Genomic DNA, 19,312 nt, shown 5'->3' with positions numbered 1-19,312 from the left:
GCCGTCGGTCCCGGAGTGCATAGTGGTCGGTGATGATCGACGACCTGCCGCTGCGCTGGATAGTCACCGGACTGTTCGTGCTCAGCGGTGCCGGCTTCGCGGTCGCGGTCAATCGCCGGTCGGTGGCGTCGGTGTTGAGTCACGGCTTGCACTTGGTGATGGCCGTTGCGATGGCGGCGATGGCTTGGCCGCAGGGATTGCGGTTGCCGACGACGGTGCCCGAGATCTTGTTCCTCGCGGCGGCGCTGTGGTTCGTGATGACGGCGTTGCTCACCGCACGGGTCGTCAAGCAGCGTGTCGTCGGTGGGTACAACGCGCTGACGATGTTGGCGATGGTCTGGATGTATGCCGTGGTGCCCGGCCACGGCTTGACCGACGCCCTGGGCGCCGGGCAGCACCACCACCATCACCACCCGCAGGCGCCGGACATGGACCTCAGCGGCATGGAGGTGCAGCCCGATGACACGTGGCCGGCTTGGATCGATCTGGGTAACTGGGCCTGGACAGCGATCTTCGTTGTGGCCGCGGTGGTATGGGTCTACCGATTCGTCACCCAGCGCCGCACCGGTCGACGCCGGCGGGCGGGCGCCTGGCGTAAATCGCTCAACACCGCGGTGCAGGCCATGATGGCGCTGGGAATGGCGATCATGTTCGCCATCACGCTGTTGCTGGCGTGACGGTCAGTTGCGTTTCACGCCGGGGTGATTGCGGGTCAGCACCGGCAACAACAGTTCCGGCGGCGCCACGCGGAACAGCGCGGACGCCAGACGGTTCACCCGGCCGGGGATGACGACGGCTTTGCCGGCGGCCAGGCCGTCGATGCCGGCCCGGGCCACCTGATCGGCCGGCACCCACATGACCGGCGGCAGGCTCTTTTCGGCTTCCTCCTTGGTGAAGCCCGCTGCCTCGCCGAATCCGGTGTCTACCGGTCCGGGGCACAGCGCTGTCGCAGAGACTCCGGTCCCGCGCAATTCGCCGCGCAGACTGTGGGTGTAGGACAGCACGAAGGCCTTCGCGGCTCCGTAGGCGGCTTGGCCGGGTAAGGGCCCGAATGCGGCGATCGATGCCACGTTGAGCAGCGCGCCGCGATGCCGGTCGACCATTCCCGGCAAGAACCGGCTGCACAGGTCAACCACTGCTGCCACGTCGACTTCGACGAGGTTGAGTTCTTGCTCGGGAACCGATTTCGCCACGACACCCAGTGTCGACAACCCGGCGTTGTTGATCAGGATGTCGGGGACCAAGCCGAGCGCCGCGACGCGGTCCGGCAGGCTCGCTCGGTCGTTGCGGTCGGACAGGTCTGCCGGTAATGGGTGCGCTTGCGCGCCGAGCCGCGCGGCGATGTGTTCCAGCTGCTCAACCCGCCGGGCCACCAAGACGACCTGGTGGCCGCGCTCGGTGAGTATTCGGGCGAACTCCTCGCCGATACCCGAGGATGCTCCGGTGATGATGGCAGCTCGGTCGTTTCCCGGCGGTGGAAGAGCCATGGGCTGACCGTACCGGGCGCGGGCAGGGTCTATCCCTCGGTGCCCGCTTCGGCTGCCTCTGCGATCGCCGCCAGCCGATCGAGCGACGCACGCAGCATTTCAGCGGTCGTGGCTTGCGCCCGAGCCAGCCGCTGCTCGTCGGTCAGCGCGGTCCAGTCATAGGTGTGGGTCACGCTGGTCTCACCGGCACCCCGCGCGGTGAGTTCCCAGCGCCACAGGTGACCGGGCGGTTCTTTTCCGGGTTCGGCGGGCCGCCAAGCGATTCGGCGGCCTTCGACGAATTCGACCACATGATTTTCCCGAACCGCACCGTTGGTCAGTGTCATGGTGAAGACGTCACCGACCTGTCGCACCCGCTGCCCCTGCGCGCTCTGCGCAAGGTTGTCGTTTGCGTCCCACCTCGGCTGCAGCGACGGATCGGCGATCAAGTCGAAGATCCGTTGGGCGTTCGCCGCTACGTCGCGGGTGGCGCTCACAATGCGCTGGGCGCTCTGAGATTCCGCGTCTGCCACGTTCGAGATTCAACACCACAGCCCCTGCTATCCCGCGCGCAGCATCTCCACCGGCCCGGACAGCGAAGCTTTCACGTTGCGGGTGAGCTCGTCAGCCAGGACCTCGGCGTCCCCACGTTCGATGCCATCGAGGATCTCGCGCGCCACCTGCCTCGGGTCGTTCTTCGGTACGTCGAAGCTCGACACCAGGTCGGTGTCGGTGTAGCCGAGGTGGACTCCGGTCACCACGGTGCCCTGCGGCTCGAGCTCAATGCGCAGTGAGTTCGACGCCGACCAGAAGGCCGCTTTGGAGTCACCGTAGCCACCGAAGCCGCCAGGAGAGCACCGAATGAATGTCGACCAGCGCGCCGCCGCCATTGCGGGCCAGCACCGGCGCGAACGCCTTGGCGATTCGCAACGCACCGAAGTAGTTGGTCTCGAACACAGCCTTGATGTCCTCGATGTCACTGCTCAGCAGCTTCGGCGCGCCCAATATCCCGGCGTTGTTGATGACGATCTCGGCATCGGAGGCCAGGTTGGCCAGTGCCGCAACGGAATCGGCGTCGGTGACGTCGAGGGCGGTGCTGACGACCCGCGGATCCGCACTGGCCTGCGGTTGGCGCGCCGTCGCGTAGACCTTGGCGGCGCCCCGCTGCAACAGCTCCTCGACAATGGCCTTGCCGAGGCCACGTTGCCCGCCGGTGACCACTACCGTCGCTCCTTCGATGCTGACCATGATGTACGCTCCTTTGACGTAAGTGAATAAGTTTTGATTATGTCACCATATGAGCTGTACTTGACATAGGCAAGTACAATTCAGGTATGTCTCCATGGTCTGCATCACACCGTTATGGCCTGACGCCGGCGCCTGCCGGCCTGGGTTTGGTGCAGGACTTTCTCAATACCGTCGGCATCGGCGACTACGGGCCCGATCTGCTGGGCGACATGGAGCGGGCCGGCGCCTGGGCGGCCGCAGCGGTTGCGGCCTGGTCGGCCGAGCGGGGCCATGGCGCGACTCCACCGCCCTTGACGGAAGCGGATTTGCCGAAGCTGCGTGCAGTGCGAGACACGATCGGCAAGTTGGTCAACGGAGAGCCGGTCAACGTTGTCGCCAACGCTGGCTCAGCGTCGTTGGCGGTATCGCAGACCGGCGCGGTCCGCCTCGAGCCGGCCGGCAGCGGCTGGCGTTGGTTCGCCTCGGCGCTGTGGGCCGAGGTACTGCTCAGTCAGCGCGACGACACCTGGCGTCGCCTCAAGCAGTGTCGCAATCCTCGTTGCGACGCCACGTTCTATGACCGCTCCAAGAACAACAGCGGGGTATGGCACGACGTGAAGACCTGCGGCAATGCCGCGAACTTACGTGCGTCCCGGGCCCGCCGCCGCCAACGCGACCGCGCCGCGGAAGCGACTAACGCAACGCAGGCAACAGCTGGCGCAGTACCATCGCCGAGCTGATGGCGACCTCGTGAACAAAGCGGTTGAAATCGAGCCCGGAGTCCGCACCGGCCAGGTCGGAGAGCGCCCGTACCACCAGCCATGCGATCGAGAAGGCTTCGCAGACCTGCGCCAGCGCGCCGCCCTCCATCTCCACCGCGAGACCACCGAACTCGTGGTGCAGCCGGCGGCGAGTGCGTTCGCAATGCAGATACTGGTCACCGGTGAGGATGGTGCCGTAGTTGATTCGCGGTGATCGGTCACCGGTCCTGTCAGCGGCGCTGCGCAGTGGCGGGAGAACGTAACCGTCCAGCCGGTGTTTGACGCGGTCGATCAACGCGGGATCGGCGCAGTAGCCCAGCTTTTCGGTGGGTTTGATGAAGGGCACATGGCCAGGTTGGTAAGTCTGTAACCGTTCGTCAGCCAGGAGACCGAAATCGTGTTGCACAACGCGGTCGGCGATGACGATGTCACCAATGTCGAGCTGTGGATCCAATCCGCCGGCCACGCCGGTGAAAACGATGCTGTCGCAATGGAACCGGTCGGCAAGCAGAGTTGCGACCAGACCGGTGTTGACTTTTCCCATCCCGGCTTCGGCCAGAATGACCTGCTGCCCGTCCAGGTCACCGGCTGTGAACGAGAGTCGGGCGATCTCTTGGCTTTGCCCGCTACGCAACTCGCCACGCAAGTGCGACAGCTCTTGCGGGATGGCGCAGATGACCCCGATGCTCACTCGCGTAATTGTATCGACGGCTGCTGGGTCAGCAGCGCTCTACGCCGCGGCGCATGAGCCGTGGCCGCTCAGCCAATTGGCGTTGCCTGGTTCTCCATACTGCGTTCAAGGCGTCACAAGCGCGCGCTCTGCTGGGCGCGAGCACGTTAACGCCACTGAGGCTGTTGAGCCCGGTGGGGTTCTCCGACACTGTTCTGGTTCCTTCATCAGTATGCCGACAGTGGACCGCCCGAATTCAATTGCACCTTAGCCGTTTTACGCGGTTGCCGCGCCGCGGTGAACACCACGCAAATCGCTTTTGTGGCATCTGCCACAAGTGGGTGGACCAGCGTCGAGCGTCACATTTCCGGTGCAGCGAAAACCGCATGGCTACGGGTTGATGATGAGACAATGACTCGTCGCGGTCGCCAGCAGTTTGCCGGAGTGACTGGTGAGCACCGCCTCGGCCAGCGCAGTACGGCGGCCCAGATGAGTGACCGTCCCCGTGCACCGGACCAGGCCGGTTTCGACGGTGATCCCTGCGATGAATCGGACCGCCAAATCCAAGGTGGTGTAGGCGACTCCGGCTGGCAACATGCTATGAACCGCACACGCCGCCGCCGAGTCCAGCAGCGTGGCATACACGCCTCCGTGCACTGATCCGATCGGGTTGTAATGGCACTCGGCCGGCGTCAAGGTGAACACCGCGGTTCCCGACGCTACCGATTCCAGTTGCGCACCAAGGGTGTTCATGATGGGAGCCGGCGGCAGATCTCCATCGACGATGGCCTGCAGGAATTCCAGTCCACTGCGGCCTCGGGCACCCAGAGCGGTGACCGACGGATCCTCCCAGCAGATAGTGCGGGTCCGGTCGCCAGTCGTTGTCACGCAGGCAGCTTCGCTCACAGTAGGTCCTCGTCTTCGTCGCGGTGTGCAAACGATCGTCACATCTGACTATACTTTAGTCAAGTCAGGGTCGATGTGAACGACGCCCGCGGGACCGGACGTCAGGTCGCCATCGCGGCGCGCTCGAGGTCTAGCAGCTGCTCCCCATGACGCTCCTCCTCGTTAGCTCGGCGCCCGCCCCGCGCCCCGAAGAGCCGCTTGGACACGACGAGATAGATGACCGCGGCCACATTGATCGTGAAGGTGAGCACGCGAGTCATCGTGATACCTCTGGTGAGGTCATAGACTTCCAGCGGCAAAAAGACCGAGGTGGCTACCACCGCGAAGTACTCGCCCCAACGCTTGAGCAGCCACAGGCCAACACCTTCGACAACCTGTAACACCGCATAGGCGACCAGCATCAGGGTGATCAACGTCAACGTAGAAGGCTTTGCGGCAAGCGCCTTTTCCAGGTGCTGCACCGCAGACATCTGGTCGACTTTGAACCCGGCGGCTCGAAAGATCGGCAGGTCACGTTCCAGCGTGCTTTGGATCGCTCCGCGGGCGCCGCGAAACGTCCATACCGCCCATGCGGCCAAGGCGAGCACCACCGCGCGAAGCAAGCGCTCGACAGCCAGGGCGCGGATGATGATGGCTTGGCGTAATGCCTTGCCCCGCATGATCATCGGCGCTTCCTCGGCCGGTCCGCGGCCGTGTGGCTCACCCAGCGCGAAATCACCGCAGCGCAGGCAGCGCCATACTTCACCGAGCTTGGTGCTGGCGCGCAGTCGTTCGGCGAGCGCTTCGTCGTTCGGTGCATAGGTGGCGTGACCGCCCAGCGCACAGGTGACGAGCTCCCATCGATTGGTACCACGCTTCTCGGGCTTTGCCATGCGCCGATCATTCAGTGCGGGTAGCAAACCACGCAAGGGGGTCGAACGCATTGGCTTCAGAAGCGGTGCTGACTGCGGCGGCGCTCGGCGGCGGGTCGCACCTGACCGAGCAGGCGGGTGAGGTGGGTGATGGGCTCGTCGTCGATGTGTTCGACCGTTGTGATGATCCGGGCACGTAGTTCTTCATCGCAGAACGGTTCGGCCAGCCAGTGAAACTTGTCGACGACCCTCGACCAGGTCAGCGGACGGGTGGGTGATCCCTCGTAATCCGCACTAGCCCTGCTGAATTCAGATCCGTCATGAGTGAGCACGTGCACGCGCGCGGAGGTCCGGTGTGGATAGTCGGCGCTCAGGTCGGGCGCGGGCTTGACCCTCACGCGAGCGAGCAGACCCTGCACGTCCGGGCGAATCACGCGGTCGTTCTCCAGTTGTTCGGGTCCCACCGCGCCGTCGATGAGGGCCACCGCGCTCAGGTACTTGAGGTTGTAGTCGGCCTGCTCCTTGGTGCGTGGCTGGTCCTTGTTGCCGAATGCGCCGCCGCCGGCGAAATCGTATGCGCTTTGGAACACCTCCAATTCCACCCGTTCGACGTCGTCACCGCGCACTTGATGCTCGTCGCGTATTGCCAAGACTGCGTCGATGATCACCTGTCCGTGGATCAGTGAGCAGTACTGTTTGAGGTAGGTCTGCTCCACCGCGGTGAGTCCGCGGTCGCCAGTGCGCGAGTCGATCGCCTGACCGAACAGCTGAGCCAAGCCATGGGGGCCCTCGAAAAGCGTCATCGGGCCGGTGATTCCGCGCCCGGCCAATATGGTGGCGTATACCGCCCGCATCCCGGTGATGGCGGGCGAGATGCCCTTCCAATTGGACACCGGTTCGCCGTGTATGGCGGCCAGGGAGACGTTGTCGGCAGCACAGGACGCGATGGCATTGGCGGTGCGGTCCGCGTCGAACCCGAGCAGCTTGGACGTCCCCGCCGCGATTGAAATCGCCAGCTGCAACGCATGGTTGAGCCCGAGCGCCATCACCGGTACCGCAGCGCTGAATCGGCACTGGATTTCGTAGGCGACCGCCAGCGCGAGCAAGAAGTCGGCGCCGCTGGCCTCGACGTGCTCGGCTGCGGCGAGCACCGCGCCGAAGTTGTCCGCGGGGTGACACAAGCCGCCCGCCGTCAGATAGGTGTCCAGCAGATCTGGGTAGCGCACCAGGACCGTGTTGAAGAAGGCGGCCTGATCCACCGATGCCCGGCCACCGCCGACGAGCGTCGCCGTCGGGCGACCACTGAATTGTTCGGTCTGCTCGCGAATGACGGGGACTAGCTCACCGTCCAATGCGCCGATAGCACAGGCAATGCTGTCCAGCACGTTGCGCTTGAGCAGCAGCCGGTGCCGCTCGCTCAAGTCTTCCGGACGCGCGTCGATGGCGAATCCGGCAAGCGATTGCACCACATGTTCCTGTGCCATTGTCCCGTCCTTCCCCTGCCGCTGGCTCGACTCAACCGCGACTGGCCCGCCCCGTCCAGGACTGAATAGCTACCTGTAGTCAGACAGGGTTTCTAGAGCAGATCGGTGCCGCCGGCCAGCACGCTTCGATGCGGATCGTCCGCGGGGACCCACCACGGCGCGCCGGGGGGTTGTCGCCAATCTCGGCTTCGGGCCAGGGCTGTCAATGATTCCACCACTTGCCGTACGCCGGCGCGCTCGTCGTCGCCACGGTGTACCAGGGACCACGTCCACAGCGGAACGGGATTGGCGACGGGCCGCTGTCCCAAGCTCGGCGGAGTGATCGCGGTATGACGCTTGGGTGAGGCCAGCACTGGTGCTCCCAATCGGCGGACGTGCGCGTAGAACGCGTCACCGGTGACTCCCCCGTCATCGATCTTGACCACGCGGGCTTTGGCATAGGCCGCGCACTCCGCCGCGAACCGGTTCCATGACGACCAGGCCGATTCGTCGGCGTCGATGAGCACCCTCAGCTGCTGTGCTGCAACGGGTTCGGGAGAACTCACGCCGGGAAGAACTGCATGCAGGACTTCGGCGCGCAGCAGGTGTGCGGTCAGGCCGCGCTCCCTGGCTTGCTGCGCTGTGACCCAGGTCAGCGCGATGTCCAAGGTGCCTTCGGCGACACGATCGGCTTGTGCGTGCGACGGCAACACCCATTCGTCGATCCGCAACTCGACCGATGGGCCGACCACGGCCTTTAACTCGTCGGGTAGCCAACTGACATAGCCCAGGCGCAACGGTGTGCTCTCGGCGGCGGTCCGCGTCACGCGGTGCTTGGCATCGTCGGCCAGAGCCAACAGTCTGCGCGCATCTGCCAGCAGCGTGCGCCCAGCTTGGTTGAGTCGAACTGTGCGCCGGTCCCGTACGAACAAGTCGGTGCCCAGTTCTCGCTCCAACGCAATGATCTGTTGCGATAGTGCCGGACCCGAGATATGGACGCGCTTGGCGGCCCGGCCGAAGTGCAACTCTTCGGCGACGGCCACGAAATAGCGCAGCTGCCGAAGCTCCATGCGAGCAGTTTATGGTGGTGCACCTGGGGGCTGACGGCGGTTGCGCGAGACGCCAGGCAAGAGACCCCGCTTGAACCCGTTGCCCGGCGTCGGCGAGGTCACTAGTCTCGACGAAGCCGACGCGCGCTGAGCCCACCCGAACGGAGGCGTCGCATGACCGAACGGGAAGACCGCCAGGATATCTCGGATCTGCTCGTGCGCTACGCCACCGGAATCGACCGGCGCGACTGGCCGCTGTTCCGCACCGTGTTCACCGACGACTGCCACCTCGACTACGGCGAAATAGGTGCCTGGGAGGGCGTCGATGCGGTCACCGATTTCATGGACAAGGTGCATGCCATGGCCGGACACACGCTGCACCGCATGACCAATCAAGCCGTCACCGTCGAGGGTGACCAGGCGCGCGCCCGCACGTACGTCGACGTGCTGGTCATGGCCGCGGACAATCAGTCGGGAGTCAACGGCGTCGGGTTCTACGACGACGAGTTGATCCGCACCGCTGCCGGTTGGCGGATTGCCAGCCGCCGCTTCACCTCGGTGCGGGTCAGCACGGTGCGATGAGTTTCGCGACGAGGTACGGGCCCTGGGCGTTGGTGGCCGGCGCCTCCGACGGCGTGGGCGCCGCGTTCGCCCAAGAACTCGCCGAGCGCGGCGTGAATGTCGTCTTGCTTGCCCGTCGTCAGGCGGTCCTGGACGAGGTTGCCGCACAGATCGCCGCGTCGACGTCGGTGCAAACACGCACACTGGCAATCGATCTGGCGCGCCCCGGCGCGGTCGGCGAGGTCGTCGCGGCCACCGCCGACATCAGGGTTGGATTATTGGTCTACTGCGCTGGCGCCGACCCGAGCTTCAGGCCTTTCCTGGCCGCGCCGATCTCCGATGCCGAGTCGATGGTGATTCGCAACTGCATGGCGCCCATGCAGCTGTGCCACCACTTCGCTCCGGCCATGGTCGAGCGGGGCAGCGGCGGAATCGTCCTGTTTGGGTCTGGTGCCGGCTTCGCCGGTGGTCCCAATATGGTCGCCTATGGCGCCTCGAAGGCTTTCGACATGGTGTTCGCCGAGGCCCTATGGACCGAGTTGCACGACAAGGGCGTCGACGTACTCGGGCTCATCCTGGGAAAGACCAACACCCCGGCACTTCGTCAACTCGAATACCGCCGCGGCCAGATCACCTCGCCCGAGGAGGCGCCGTCCGGGGCTGCGGCCGTCGACGATGTCATCACGGAGGCGTTTGCGAACCTGTCCAATGGCCCTACCTGGGTCGTCGGCGAAAACCTGCGCGCGGCAATGCAAATGCTCGGTTCCCTGCCCCGAAATCAGGCCGTGGAACTGATGAAGCAAGCCAGCGCAGCGGCGATGGGCTCCGACGTTTAGTCCGGTGCGGTCCAGGTGATCAACACGCGTCCGTAGCACAACCGGCGCACCTGGGCTCCGGGCAGGACTGCCTGGACGTGGTCGCGCAGCTGCGACAAAGTGAAGTGCGGTGGCCATCGTATGGGGGCGGTGTGCTCCCACTTTCCCTTGATGCGGTTGACCACCAGACATGCCACCGCGGTCCACAAGTGCCACCAGCCATATCGCATCGAGGCCTTGACGAAGGTGATCACCGCCAGTGTCCCACCCGGTGCCACCAGTTCGGCGAGCCTGGCCAGTGCCGCTCGAGTGTCCGCGATGTGGTGCAGGGCGGCGTTGGAAACCACGGCGTCAAAACCGCCGATCGGCAGTTTGGTCGTCATGACATCGCCCTGGGCCCACCGGATGGGGGCGGTCGCGAACCGGGCCTGGGCGCGCTGCAACACCGGTGCGTCGAGTTCGACCGCAGTGACCTCGGGTATGCGTCGAGCCAAGCGCCCCGCCAGGAACCCATCGCCGCAGCCGACGTCCAGTACCCGCCGAGCACCGGTGGGAACCTTCGAATCCAGCAGGGCGTCGTAGTGGATGTTGAGGTTCCACGGTTGCTGCTCGGGTGCGGTCATGACTTCTATACTGCTCACCATTCAGCAGGCCTATCCCCAACGGGCGTAGTTGTGGGAGCCTGGGCCGGTGATGTTGACGTGACGGCCCCCAACCTTTTGGTTGTGATCGGGGTGGGCGGCATGGGTTATGCCATCGCACGTCGGATGGGATCGGGCAGAACGGTGCTGTTGGCCGACTACAACGATGACACGTTGGCCTCGGTCGCCCGATCGCTGTCGGCCGACGGCCATCAGGTGCATACCCGCGGCGTCGACGTATCCGCACCGGAATCGGTTCGCGCACTTGCTGAGTACGCGACGACCCTGGGTGACGTCGCGCAGGTGGCACACACGGCCGGGCTCTCCCCCGCGCAGGCCTCGGCACAGGCCATTCTCGCCGTCGATCTGGTCGGTGTGGCGTTGGTGCTGCAGGAGTTCGGAAACGTCGTGACTTCAGGGGGCGCGGGCGTGGTGATCGCCAGCATGGCTGGACACATGTTTCCGCCGCTGACCGTCGAACAAGAACACGCGTTAGCGCACACACCGCCCACCGAGCTACTCGGCCTCGACATCCTCGCCGGCACCACCGAACCGGGTACAGCGTACGGAATAGCCAAGCAGGCCAACCACGTTCGGGTGCGGGCCGCCAGCGCATCGTGGGGCCGACGAGGTGCGCGGATCAACTCGATCAGTCCCGGGGTCATCTCGACGCCGATGGGGCAGCAAGAACTCGCCTCGCCGGTGGGTGACGGCATGCGAGCCATGATCGCCATGTCCGGCACCGGCCGCATCGGCACGCCCGACGACATAGCGGCTGCCACTGAATTCCTGCTGGGTCCGGGCGCCGCCTTCATCACCGGCACCGACCTCTTGGTCGACGGCGGCGTCATCGCGGCTATGAAGGCGGGCACCCCGCCCTTCTGACAGGGTCTACACCAGGTAGTAAAGGTCCTCGTCACGTTGCTCTGCTTCTTGCAATTCCGGTTTCGGATTGGCGGCGGCGCGCCGAACGTGCACGTAACGCACCGCTTTGAGCGTCGCTGAGAACTGTTTGTCTTCTTCGGGGAAGACCTGCTCCTCAGGGAACCAACGGTGCAGTCCGACGTTTCCGAGGACAGCCAACGTGTCCGGGCGGACCCCGGCTAGCAGAACCACCACGCCGCGCTCGGTCAAGTCGCGTAGGAAATGCTCGATCCGCTCGATGCAGACCACGTCTGGGTGCCGTACCCGCTTGAGCCGCAGGATGACGAATTCATTGTGATCAGCCGCGATTCGGTCGCGCAGGTCGTTGAGGTGACGGTCCAGCTCCGGTGCGGCTCCGAAGAACAGCTCACCTTCCAGGTCGTAGATGACCGTATGGGAATCGGTGAGGTCGCCGGGAATTCGTTCCCGGACAACGCGCTCGGGCGTGACGATCAGTTCTGTGGCCCGCAACTTGGCTGCCCGCGGCACGAACAACACAACAGACAGGATCACGCCCAACACCACAGCCTTGTCCAAATCGATCGCCACCCCGGTGATCGCGGTGACGATTACCAGACCTGCGTCGTAGCGCGACGCTTTGAGTGTGTAAAGCAGGCGCTTGCCGTCGACCAGCCGGACTGCGGTGATGAGCAGCAGCCCTGCCAACGCCGGTTGTGGGACATACCGCAGCAAGGGCGCAAAGGCGAGCAACGCTACCGCGACCGTTGCGGCGGAGACGATTCCGGAGAACCGCGTTGCGGCGCCGGACTGGAAGTTGATCGCCGACCGCGATAGCGACCCCGAGCCGGGCAGGCTCTGGAAGAAGCCGCCGCTGAGGTTTGCCAGGCCTTCGGCCAGGATCTGCCGGTTGTAGTCGATCTTCTGTTGGGTCTGGTGCGCAATGGCTTTGGCGATCGACAACGCCTCGATGATGCCGACGAACGCGATGGCCAGCGCGCCCACCGACAGGTGCGGCAGCCAACTGGTGTGTACCTCCGGGATGTGGGCGGTAGGCAGGCTGCGCGGCACCTTCCCGGCCAGTGACACAGCGGTGCGGCCGTTGGCACCCGGTGTGGACCAGCCTGCCAGGTAGGCGATCACCGCGGTGATGACGAGCACGGCGAGCATGTCGACCTGCGGCCACCCGAAGCGCTGCACGATCTTGCGGAGCACCACCGCCAATACCACCGCGGTCACGCTCAGTATGACGGCGCGGTAGTTGATCCGATCACCGTGCGTCAGGCTGAGCCAGACGCGGTGCAGCACATGCATGTGGCCGTTGCCTTTGTCCTTGACACCCAGTGCATTTCCGATCTGGCCTACCGCGAGCAGGAACGCCGCGGCCGCCATGAAGCCGATGATGACCGACTCGGAGATGTAGCGAGTCAAGTTGCCCAGTTTGAACACCGCGATCACGATTTGGATCGCACCGACGAGAACCCCTAACAGGAACAGCGCTTCGAACAGTTCCTTGGAGTTCTCCGAATCGATGAAGGCCAGCGCGGTGAACACCAATAGGGAGATGGCGCTGGTAGGCCCGTTGATCAGATGCGATGACGACCCGAAGATCGACGCGACGGCCGTCACCACGATGGCTGAGTAGACGCCGAACTTGGGGTCCACTCCGGCGATCAACGCATAGGCAATCGCTTGTGGGAATGATATGGCCGCGACGGTCAGGCCCGCGACAACGTCGCTGCGGCCCTTGACCCAGTTGTAACTCGAAGCAACACCCACGTTGAGTTCCGTCTTTCCGCTATGTCGCCGGAGCCGCTGCGATCGGCGGCGCGGTGATCGTGTCGTAGATCCCGTTGTCGCCGAAGAACTTCTCCCGCGCGTCGGCCCAGTCGTTGGCGATCGCCGTGATCGGAAACAGGCCCAGGTTCGGCAGCCGGCCGGCATACTTGGCCAGGATTTGCGGCTGGAACGGTCGATATCCGTTGCGCGCCATGAGTTCTTGCGCAGCGTCGGTGAACAGGTAATTCAGGTACGCCTTGGCGTGTGCGGCCACCTTGGGATCGGTGACGTTGGCGTCCACCCACGCTACCGCGGGTTCGGCGCGAATGCTGACCGGCGGATAGACGATCTCGAGTTCGTCGGGGTTGGCCGCGACCTCGCGCAACGCCTCGTTCTCCCAAGTCAATTGGACGTCACCGATGCGCTGGACGGAAAAGCTGATGCCGGCACCGCGCGCACCGGCGTCGGCGACCGCGACATGTTGCTGCAGTGCGCGCACATAGTCGGCCGCCTGTTCCGGACTCCCGCCGCGGGTGGTGACCGACCCCCAGGCCGCCAGGACGCTCAGTTGTCCGTTGCCGGACGTCCGCGGGTTGGGGGTAACGATGGAGACATCGCCCTTGGTGAGGTCCGGCCAGTCGTGGATGGCTTTGGGATTGCCCTTGCGGACCAGGAACACGATCGTCGAGGTGTAGGGGACCGAGTTGTTGGGCAGCCGGGTCTGCCAGTTGGGGGCGATCAGCCCGCGCTTACGCAGCATGTCGATGTCACTGATGAGGGCAAGCGAAACCACCTCGGCTCGCTGGGAACCGTCGATGACGCTGCGGGCTTGCCGGCCCGAACCGCCGTGTGACTGCTTGATGTCGAGGTTGGCGCCGGTTTGCGTGCGGTACTGGGCGGTGAACGCTTGGTCGAGTGCGGCATACAACTCGCGCGTCGGGTCATAGGACACGTTCAGAAGCTGATTGGGCCCCTCGTCGGGGAGATTCTTGATCGTGATCGCGGTGGCGGCAACGACAATGGCGACGATACCGAGGATGTTCAGCCAGGGGATGCGCAGCCGCCGATGCCAACGCCGGCCCGGCCGGTGGGCTTCTACCATCGGTGTCTTCGATTCTGTGCGGTCCAAAATTGTTGTCGATGCTAATGATTGGACCGCCAAAGGGCAGCGGTGAGAATCAGCCTGAGTCGAAGTGTGACAGCGAGATCGAGGTGGTGCGGTCAGCCGACGTGGTATTCGTGCAGTGTCTGGTTCGTGCCTTCGCTGACCGTCACGTAGCCCGATCCGTCGGGATGGAACGCGATTGCTTCCCCCTGCTGCTCATCGATCAGCGGCCCGTCAACGGGCGGCTGGCCAAAAGGTGACCAGGCACTGGCGTTCGGGTCGCGGTTCCACAGCAGGACATCGTCGTAGGTACGCACGGCCAATTGGGAACCGTCCGGTGCGTAGTCGGCGCTGGTGACCAATTGTGAGTTGGCCTGGGACAGGTCTACCGTGCCCACCTGCTGCAGCGTGGTGTCGGCGCCGCCCCAGGCGCTGGCCGGCGCCGAGTAGACGCGTGAAACATCACCATCGGTCTTCTCGATGAGCAATAGGTTGCCCGATCGCGGGTCGACCGCAAGTGCCTCGGAGTTGATCTTCTCCCCATTGGGATAACGCACGTTGAGCTGGTCGACGCCGGTCAGCGTCGTGCTGGTGGGATTGGTCGCGGTTCCGGTCACGGTTGGCTCGGGGACCCGGTAGATGACGACGTCGCTTCGGGAGTGGCCGTTGTCCCCGATATCACCGACATAGATGTAGGACTTGCCGTCGGCGCCGGTGGCGACCTCGATGTCCTCCCAGTCGACCGCTCGTGCGCCGCTGAGTGTGTAGGTGCCGAGTGTCTGGCCGGTGTTCGCGTCGACCGCGAAGATACGGGCGGAGTCACCCGAGTCGTTGTGCACCCAGTAGACGTTCGGGTTCTTGATGCCGGCGTCGATGCCGGAGATCTCACCGAGCGAACTGTTGGTGATCTTTCCGCCGTCGGCGGAGACCAGGTGGCCATCGCGGGCGGCGTCGACCGCATTCAGCGTGGGCTGCGATGGTCCACCGGGGTCGCTTGGTCCGCCCGGATTTCCTGGTCCACTGACTTGCGCACCTGGTGCTCCGTTCACTCCCGGTTGACCGGCGAGGTAGCCACCTGTGCTTCCGGCGCCGCCCGCGCCGGGGGTCGGACCCGATCCGCCGGTGCCACCATTGCCTCCGTTGCCCACAAGTAGGCCGCCCGCGCCTCCGTTCCCGCCGGCGGGCGCGAACTGAACACCGGCTCCGGCGGGGCCGCCCGGTCCGCCGGCGCCGCCATTGCCAATCAAGCCGGCGCTACCACCGTTGCCGCCGGCCTGACCCACGCCGCCGGACCCGCCGTTGCCGCCGTTGCCGTACAGCCAGCCCCCCGGTGCACCGTTTTGCCCTGTCCCCGGCGTTCCGTTGGCACCGTCGCCGATCAGGGGGCGACCGGACAGCGCCTGGGTCGGCGCGTTGATCAGGTTCAACGCCGCCTGCTGCAACGCGTTGGCGTTGGTCAGCTCTGTGGTCGCATACGACGTCGCGCCGGCGGTCAAGGCCTGCACGAACTGCTGATGAAAGGTCTCGACCTGGGCGCTCAGCGCTTGAAATTCGCGAGCGTTCGCGGCGAACACCGTCGCGATCGCCGCTGATACCTCGTCTTCGGCGGCTGGGACCAAGCCGACGGTCGGCAGGGCCGCGGCGGCACTGGCCGCTTTGAGCACCGAACCGAGGCCCGCCAGATCCGTCGCCGCCGACGACAACCACTCCGGAACCGCCACCACATACGACATCGCTGCCCTCTCGCACGACCGGCACCTGATATAATCAATCAGTTGATAGTATCGCCCTATTCAGGGCTCGGTGACACTTTCGCCGAACATCCGGATTGCCCGGCCGGCGCTCGCTGCGTGCCACCCGGGTGATGTATCCAGTCGCGCGATCGCAACCGCCAGGTCCGACGGGCGTACTCGAACTCGGTATAGGGCCATTGAGTGACGATGCGTCCGGTGGGCGAGCGGAAGTAACTGTCGCACTGGGTCCAGATGGATCGCTCGAGGGCGATGGAAAGCTGCTCGTTGTAACGCCGCTCCGCTTCTGCCCGGACGTCAAGGTATCCGCCTCGGCGCGCTATCCGCGTCGCGGCGCTGGCCACCAGCCGGGATGCGGCCTCGTGGATGTAGACGATGGAGTTGCCGCCCTGGTTGGTATTGGGGCCGTAGAGCATGAAGAAATTCGGGAAGCCACCCACCGCCACGCCTAGGTAGGCAGTTGGCTCGACGCCCCAGACATCGTGTAGCCGCCGGCCATTCGCCCCGATGACCTCGATCCCGGACAAGTAGCGTGACGTCTCGAATCCGGTGGCCAGGACGATCACATCGAGGTCGGCGGCCTCCTGGGACGCAGTGATGATGGACCTTTCGGTCACTTGTTCAATCGGGTCGGTGACGAGTGCGACGTTGTCCTGCTGCACGGCGCGGTAGAAGTCCTCGCCCAGCAGAACCCGCTTGCACCGGAACGGATATTTCGGCGTCAGGGCTCGACGCAGATGGTCGTCGGCGACACTACGTTTCAGAAATGCGGTGGCAAATTCGCTGCGAGAAGCCACGATTGGGTCATCGGCCATCGTCGCGGTGTTGTCGTGCTGGAACTTCCATACCTTCCAGCGGGCTCGGCGCACCGCGAACGGGTCACGCCGGAACCGGCGCAATTCTGTTGCGGTGTAGGCACGGTCGTCCTTGGGCACCATCCAGGGCGGGGTGCGTTGAAACACCGTCAGGTGGGCGGCTGTCTTGGCCAATTCCGGAACGACCTGGACACCGCTGGCTCCGGTGCCGATCACCGCGATGTTCTTGTTCGCCAGGTCGATGCCGTGATCCCAATGCGAAGTGTGCATGACGGCGCCGCGGAAGTCGGACAGGCCGGCGATATCGGGCAGTTTCGCCGTGCCGAACAGCCCAACGGCGCTGACGACGATGTCGGCATGCATGGTGTCGAGGCTTCCCGCGCGGTCCAGCGCGAGTGCCCAGCTACCGCCGTGCCACTCGAGTGTCCGCACTCGAGTGTCGAGCATGAGGTGGCGGCGCAGGTCGAAGTTGTCGACCACCGACTCCAGATAGGCCAGTATCTCGGGTTGGCGGGCGTAGGTACGACTCCAGGACTTGTTGGGCGCGAACGAGAACGAGTACAGGTGGCTTTGGATATCACACGCGGCGCCCGGATAGGTGTTGCGTCGCCAGGTGCCGCCCACGCCGTCATTGCCGTCGATCATCACCAGATCGTCGATTCCGGCACGGCGCAGCGCCACTGCGACGCTGATTCCACCGAAGCCGGTTCCGATGATCGCCACCTTCGGTGAGCGGTGACGCCGCATGACGGCCCTGACCCGCCCCGCGAGGTAGCGCCGTCCTGCTGTCATGAGCGAAACCCGCGAATGTGCAACCCCTCGAGGTTTCCCTGGGCCCGCCATGCCTGCAAAATGTCGGCGTATTCGGTGGGCGCACCGAAGAAGAAGCTGCCTTGCCGAGTTTTGGCGTCCGCCTTGCCTTCGCGGTTGTAATAGCCGGGAGTGCACGTCTTGGCGCGCTCGGCAGTGGCCGCCGAGCGCTCGACCACTGTGTCGACCCAGGCGGCTTCCGCGTCTTGTGTTGCCTCCAGTTCCTGGACGCCGTGTTCCAGGGCCCAGGCGATGACCCATGCGACGTGGGTGGCTTGTACGTCGAGCAGGTAGGGGAAGTTCACCGTCAAGCCGGCCTGGGCGATGCTTTCGATGAAGCAGTTCGGAAATCCGTTGGCGCACAAGCCCTGAAAGGTACGCACACCGTCGCGCCACTGCTCGGTCAACGTGACACCGTCGCGGCCGATCAGTTCGAAGCCGGTACGACGGCAGTAGTCCGTGCCGACCTCGAAACCGGTCGCGAAGATCAAACAGTCGACGTCATGGCCGACGCCGTCGACGACGACGCCAGACTCAGTGATGCGCTGCACTCCCGAACCCCGGGTATCGACCAATGTGACGTTGTCCCGGTTGAAGGTCTGCAGATACTCGTCGTGAAAGCAGGGCCGTTTGCAGAAGTAGCCGTACCACGGCTTGAGTGCCTCGGCTGTGGCACGGTCGGTCACGAGTTCGTCGACACGCACGCGTATCTCGTCCATCTTGGAGAAGTCGGCCAGTTCGATGTCGCGGGTGCGTGCTCCTTCGGTGTCATGCCGCATGACCGGAAGCCTGCGAGTGATGCTGGTCCAAGCGTCGGCGACCAGGTCTTCATCGGACTGCCCTCCCGCAGTCAGGCTTTGGAAGTTCTGGATGCGCCGGCGCTGCCACCCGGGTTGTAATGTGTTCACCCACTGCGGATCGGTGGGTGCGTTGGCGCGCACGTCGACCGACGACGGTGTGCGCTGGAAGACGTAGAGTCGCTGCGCCGCGGCGGCCAAGTGTGGAATGCACTGCACGGCAGTGGCACCGGTACCGATGATGCCGACGCGCTTGTCGGCCAGATTCTCCAGCTGGTCACCGGTGTAGCGATAATCCCACCGGCTGGTGTGGAAGGCGTGACCACCGAACGCGTTGATGCCGGGGATTCCGGGGAGCTTGGGCTTGGCCTGGTAGCCGTTGGCCATCGACACGAATTTCGCCCGCATCACATCGCCGTGACTCGTCCGGATAACCCACCGGGAAGTCCCTGCCTCCCAGCGGATTTCGCGCACTTCTGTCTGCAGGCAGGCGTCGCGGTACAGGTCGTACCGCTCGGCGATACGACGGCAATGGTCGAGTATTTCGGCGCCCTTGGCGTATTTCTCCGTAGGGATGTAACCGAGTTCTTCCAGCAGCGGCATATAGACATAGGACTCGACGTCGCAGGCGATTCCGGGGTAACGGTTCCAATACCAGGTGCCGCCCACATCGGCCGCCCGGTCGATCAATCGCACACTTTGCACCCCGAGTTCGCGTAACCGCACGCCCGTCAAGAGCCCGCCGAAGCCGGCCCCCACGATCGCCACGTCGACCTCGTCGGTCAATGGTTCGCGGGTGATCGTCTCCGAGACCCAGGGATCTGCACCGAACCGGGCGAAGTCGCCGGCGACTTCCACGTACTGAGCGATGCCGTCGGCCCGCACTCGCCGTTCTCGCTCTCGGGCGTACTTGCGGCGCAGCGCATCGACGTCTGTCAACTGCGCAGCAGTTCTGGTCAAGGT

18 protein-coding genes and 1 pseudogene are annotated in these 19,312 nt (G+C 64.8%); 5 read left to right on the top strand and 14 right to left on the bottom strand.

Annotation, left to right across the window (positions count from 1 at the left end):
- The first annotated feature begins 32 nt into the window (after positions 1-32).
- The gene (locus tag I2456_RS01575) at positions 33-677 is read left to right on the top strand and encodes a DUF5134 domain-containing protein (protein ID WP_085073852.1); all 645 of its coding nucleotides are present in this window, start codon (positions 33-35) and stop codon (positions 675-677) included.
- Between the two features lie 3 nt (positions 678-680).
- Here I2456_RS01575 and I2456_RS01570 read toward each other — a convergent pair whose 3' ends face one another.
- From I2456_RS01570 to I2456_RS01560, 3 genes and pseudogenes are all read right to left on the bottom strand, one after another.
- Positions 681-1,487, bottom strand: coding sequence for an SDR family NAD(P)-dependent oxidoreductase (locus tag I2456_RS01570; RefSeq protein WP_068030212.1), 807 nt, complete (start codon positions 1,485-1,487; stop codon positions 681-683).
- 29 nt (positions 1,488-1,516) lie between these two features.
- Positions 1,517-1,999, bottom strand: a complete 483-nt coding sequence (locus I2456_RS01565; protein ID WP_085073851.1) for an SRPBCC family protein — start codon at positions 1,997-1,999, stop codon at positions 1,517-1,519.
- Between the two features lie 27 nt (positions 2,000-2,026).
- Positions 2,027-2,714, bottom strand: a pseudogene (locus tag I2456_RS01560) (SDR family oxidoreductase).
- An 86-nt stretch (positions 2,715-2,800) separates the two neighbouring features.
- On the opposite strand from I2456_RS01560, the gene I2456_RS01555 reads away from it, so the two are divergent.
- On the top strand, positions 2,801-3,433 hold the full coding sequence (locus tag I2456_RS01555) for a CGNR zinc finger domain-containing protein (RefSeq protein ID WP_241007841.1): 633 nt from the start codon (positions 2,801-2,803) through the stop codon (positions 3,431-3,433).
- Here the strand turns inward: I2456_RS01555 and I2456_RS01550 are convergent.
- The 5 genes from I2456_RS01550 to I2456_RS28865 form a co-directional block, all read right to left on the bottom strand.
- A complete protein-coding gene (locus I2456_RS01550; protein ID WP_085073850.1) occupies positions 3,387-4,145 on the bottom strand; it encodes a 5'-methylthioadenosine/adenosylhomocysteine nucleosidase in 759 nt (252 codons plus the stop codon). The genes I2456_RS01555 and I2456_RS01550 overlap by 47 nt on opposite strands.
- A 369-nt stretch (positions 4,146-4,514) precedes the next feature.
- The gene (locus tag I2456_RS01545; RefSeq protein WP_068030741.1) at positions 4,515-5,012 is read right to left on the bottom strand and encodes a PaaI family thioesterase; all 498 of its coding nucleotides are present in this window, start codon (positions 5,010-5,012) and stop codon (positions 4,515-4,517) included.
- A 119-nt stretch (positions 5,013-5,131) separates the two neighbouring features.
- Entirely contained in the window at positions 5,132-5,902 is a 771-nt protein-coding gene (locus I2456_RS01540; protein WP_085073849.1) for a DUF2127 domain-containing protein, read from the bottom strand.
- Between the two features lie 56 nt (positions 5,903-5,958).
- Entirely contained in the window at positions 5,959-7,365 is a 1,407-nt protein-coding gene (locus I2456_RS01535; RefSeq protein WP_085073848.1) for an MmgE/PrpD family protein, read from the bottom strand.
- Positions 7,366-7,457: 92 nt separating this feature from the next.
- Positions 7,458-8,414 (bottom strand): LysR family transcriptional regulator, encoded by a 957-nt coding sequence (locus I2456_RS28865; RefSeq protein WP_082952212.1) that lies wholly within the window; start codon positions 8,412-8,414, stop codon positions 7,458-7,460.
- A gap of 153 nt (positions 8,415-8,567) precedes the next feature.
- Here I2456_RS28865 and I2456_RS01525 point away from each other — a divergent pair, with 153 nt between their 5' ends.
- Together I2456_RS01525 and I2456_RS01520 are read left to right on the top strand one after the other, a co-directional pair.
- On the top strand, positions 8,568-8,975 hold the full coding sequence (locus I2456_RS01525; protein ID WP_068030189.1) for a nuclear transport factor 2 family protein: 408 nt from the start codon (positions 8,568-8,570) through the stop codon (positions 8,973-8,975).
- Positions 8,972-9,790 (top strand): SDR family NAD(P)-dependent oxidoreductase, encoded by an 819-nt coding sequence (locus I2456_RS01520; RefSeq protein WP_085073847.1) that lies wholly within the window; start codon positions 8,972-8,974, stop codon positions 9,788-9,790. The genes I2456_RS01525 and I2456_RS01520 overlap by 4 nt, the downstream gene beginning before the upstream one ends.
- Here the strand turns inward: I2456_RS01520 and I2456_RS01515 are convergent.
- Complete coding sequence (locus I2456_RS01515) at positions 9,787-10,392, bottom strand: class I SAM-dependent methyltransferase (protein WP_085073846.1); 606 nt, start codon at positions 10,390-10,392, stop codon at positions 9,787-9,789. The two genes, I2456_RS01520 and I2456_RS01515, sit on opposite strands and share 4 nt — an antisense overlap.
- Before the next feature lie 120 nt (positions 10,393-10,512).
- On the opposite strand from I2456_RS01515, the gene I2456_RS01510 reads away from it, so the two are divergent.
- Positions 10,513-11,295: an SDR family oxidoreductase gene (locus I2456_RS01510; RefSeq protein ID WP_241008041.1), complete on the top strand. Its 783-nt coding sequence runs from the start codon at positions 10,513-10,515 to the stop codon at positions 11,293-11,295.
- A 6-nt stretch (positions 11,296-11,301) separates the two neighbouring features.
- Here I2456_RS01510 and I2456_RS01505 read toward each other — a convergent pair whose 3' ends face one another.
- The 5 genes from I2456_RS01505 to I2456_RS01485 form a co-directional block, all read right to left on the bottom strand.
- A complete protein-coding gene (locus I2456_RS01505) occupies positions 11,302-13,071 on the bottom strand; it encodes a SulP family inorganic anion transporter (protein ID WP_085073845.1) in 1,770 nt (589 codons plus the stop codon).
- Positions 13,072-13,090: 19 nt separating this feature from the next.
- Positions 13,091-14,173 (bottom strand): sulfate ABC transporter substrate-binding protein, encoded by a 1,083-nt coding sequence (locus I2456_RS01500; RefSeq protein WP_085073844.1) that lies wholly within the window; start codon positions 14,171-14,173, stop codon positions 13,091-13,093.
- Between the two features lie 119 nt (positions 14,174-14,292).
- Positions 14,293-15,909 (bottom strand): PE family protein, encoded by a 1,617-nt coding sequence (locus tag I2456_RS01495; protein ID WP_085073843.1) that lies wholly within the window; start codon positions 15,907-15,909, stop codon positions 14,293-14,295.
- A 56-nt stretch (positions 15,910-15,965) separates the two neighbouring features.
- Positions 15,966-17,534 carry a flavin-containing monooxygenase gene (locus tag I2456_RS01490; RefSeq protein WP_085073842.1) on the bottom strand — a complete coding sequence of 523 codons (1,569 nt, stop codon included), beginning with the start codon at positions 17,532-17,534 and terminating at the stop codon, positions 15,966-15,968.
- Positions 17,531-19,309, bottom strand: coding sequence for a flavin-containing monooxygenase (locus tag I2456_RS01485; protein WP_085073841.1), 1,779 nt, complete (start codon positions 19,307-19,309; stop codon positions 17,531-17,533). The genes I2456_RS01490 and I2456_RS01485 overlap by 4 nt, the downstream gene beginning before the upstream one ends.
- Positions 19,310-19,312 lie beyond the last annotated feature (3 nt).

Origin of the sequence: Mycobacterium kubicae, from assembly GCF_015689175.1 — a bacterium.
Taxonomy (GTDB): domain Bacteria; phylum Actinomycetota; class Actinomycetes; order Mycobacteriales; family Mycobacteriaceae; genus Mycobacterium; species Mycobacterium kubicae.
Note: the sequence above shows the minus strand (reverse complement) of the source record. Positions and strands in the feature narration are given on the sequence as shown.

Coding starts and splice junctions, on each gene's coding strand:
- I2456_RS01575 (WP_085073852.1), top strand. CDS start 33: ATGATCGACGACCTGCCGCTGCGCTGGATAGTCACCGGACTGTTCGTG.
- I2456_RS01570 (WP_068030212.1), bottom strand. CDS start 1,487: ATGGCTCTTCCACCGCCGGGAAACGACCGAGCTGCCATCATCACCGGA.
- I2456_RS01555 (WP_241007841.1), top strand. CDS start 2,801: ATGTCTCCATGGTCTGCATCACACCGTTATGGCCTGACGCCGGCGCCT.
- I2456_RS01540 (WP_085073849.1), bottom strand. CDS start 5,902: ATGGCAAAGCCCGAGAAGCGTGGTACCAATCGATGGGAGCTCGTCACC.
- I2456_RS01535 (WP_085073848.1), bottom strand. CDS start 7,365: ATGGCACAGGAACATGTGGTGCAATCGCTTGCCGGATTCGCCATCGAC.
- I2456_RS28865 (WP_082952212.1), bottom strand. CDS start 8,414: ATGGAGCTTCGGCAGCTGCGCTATTTCGTGGCCGTCGCCGAAGAGTTG.
- I2456_RS01525 (WP_068030189.1), top strand. CDS start 8,568: ATGACCGAACGGGAAGACCGCCAGGATATCTCGGATCTGCTCGTGCGC.
- I2456_RS01520 (WP_085073847.1), top strand. CDS start 8,972: ATGAGTTTCGCGACGAGGTACGGGCCCTGGGCGTTGGTGGCCGGCGCC.
- I2456_RS01515 (WP_085073846.1), bottom strand. CDS start 10,392: ATGACCGCACCCGAGCAGCAACCGTGGAACCTCAACATCCACTACGAC.
- I2456_RS01510 (WP_241008041.1), top strand. CDS start 10,513: ATGGGTTATGCCATCGCACGTCGGATGGGATCGGGCAGAACGGTGCTG.
- I2456_RS01500 (WP_085073844.1), bottom strand. CDS start 14,173: ATGGTAGAAGCCCACCGGCCGGGCCGGCGTTGGCATCGGCGGCTGCGC.
- I2456_RS01495 (WP_085073843.1), bottom strand. CDS start 15,909: ATGTCGTATGTGGTGGCGGTTCCGGAGTGGTTGTCGTCGGCGGCGACG.
- I2456_RS01490 (WP_085073842.1), bottom strand. CDS start 17,534: ATGACAGCAGGACGGCGCTACCTCGCGGGGCGGGTCAGGGCCGTCATG.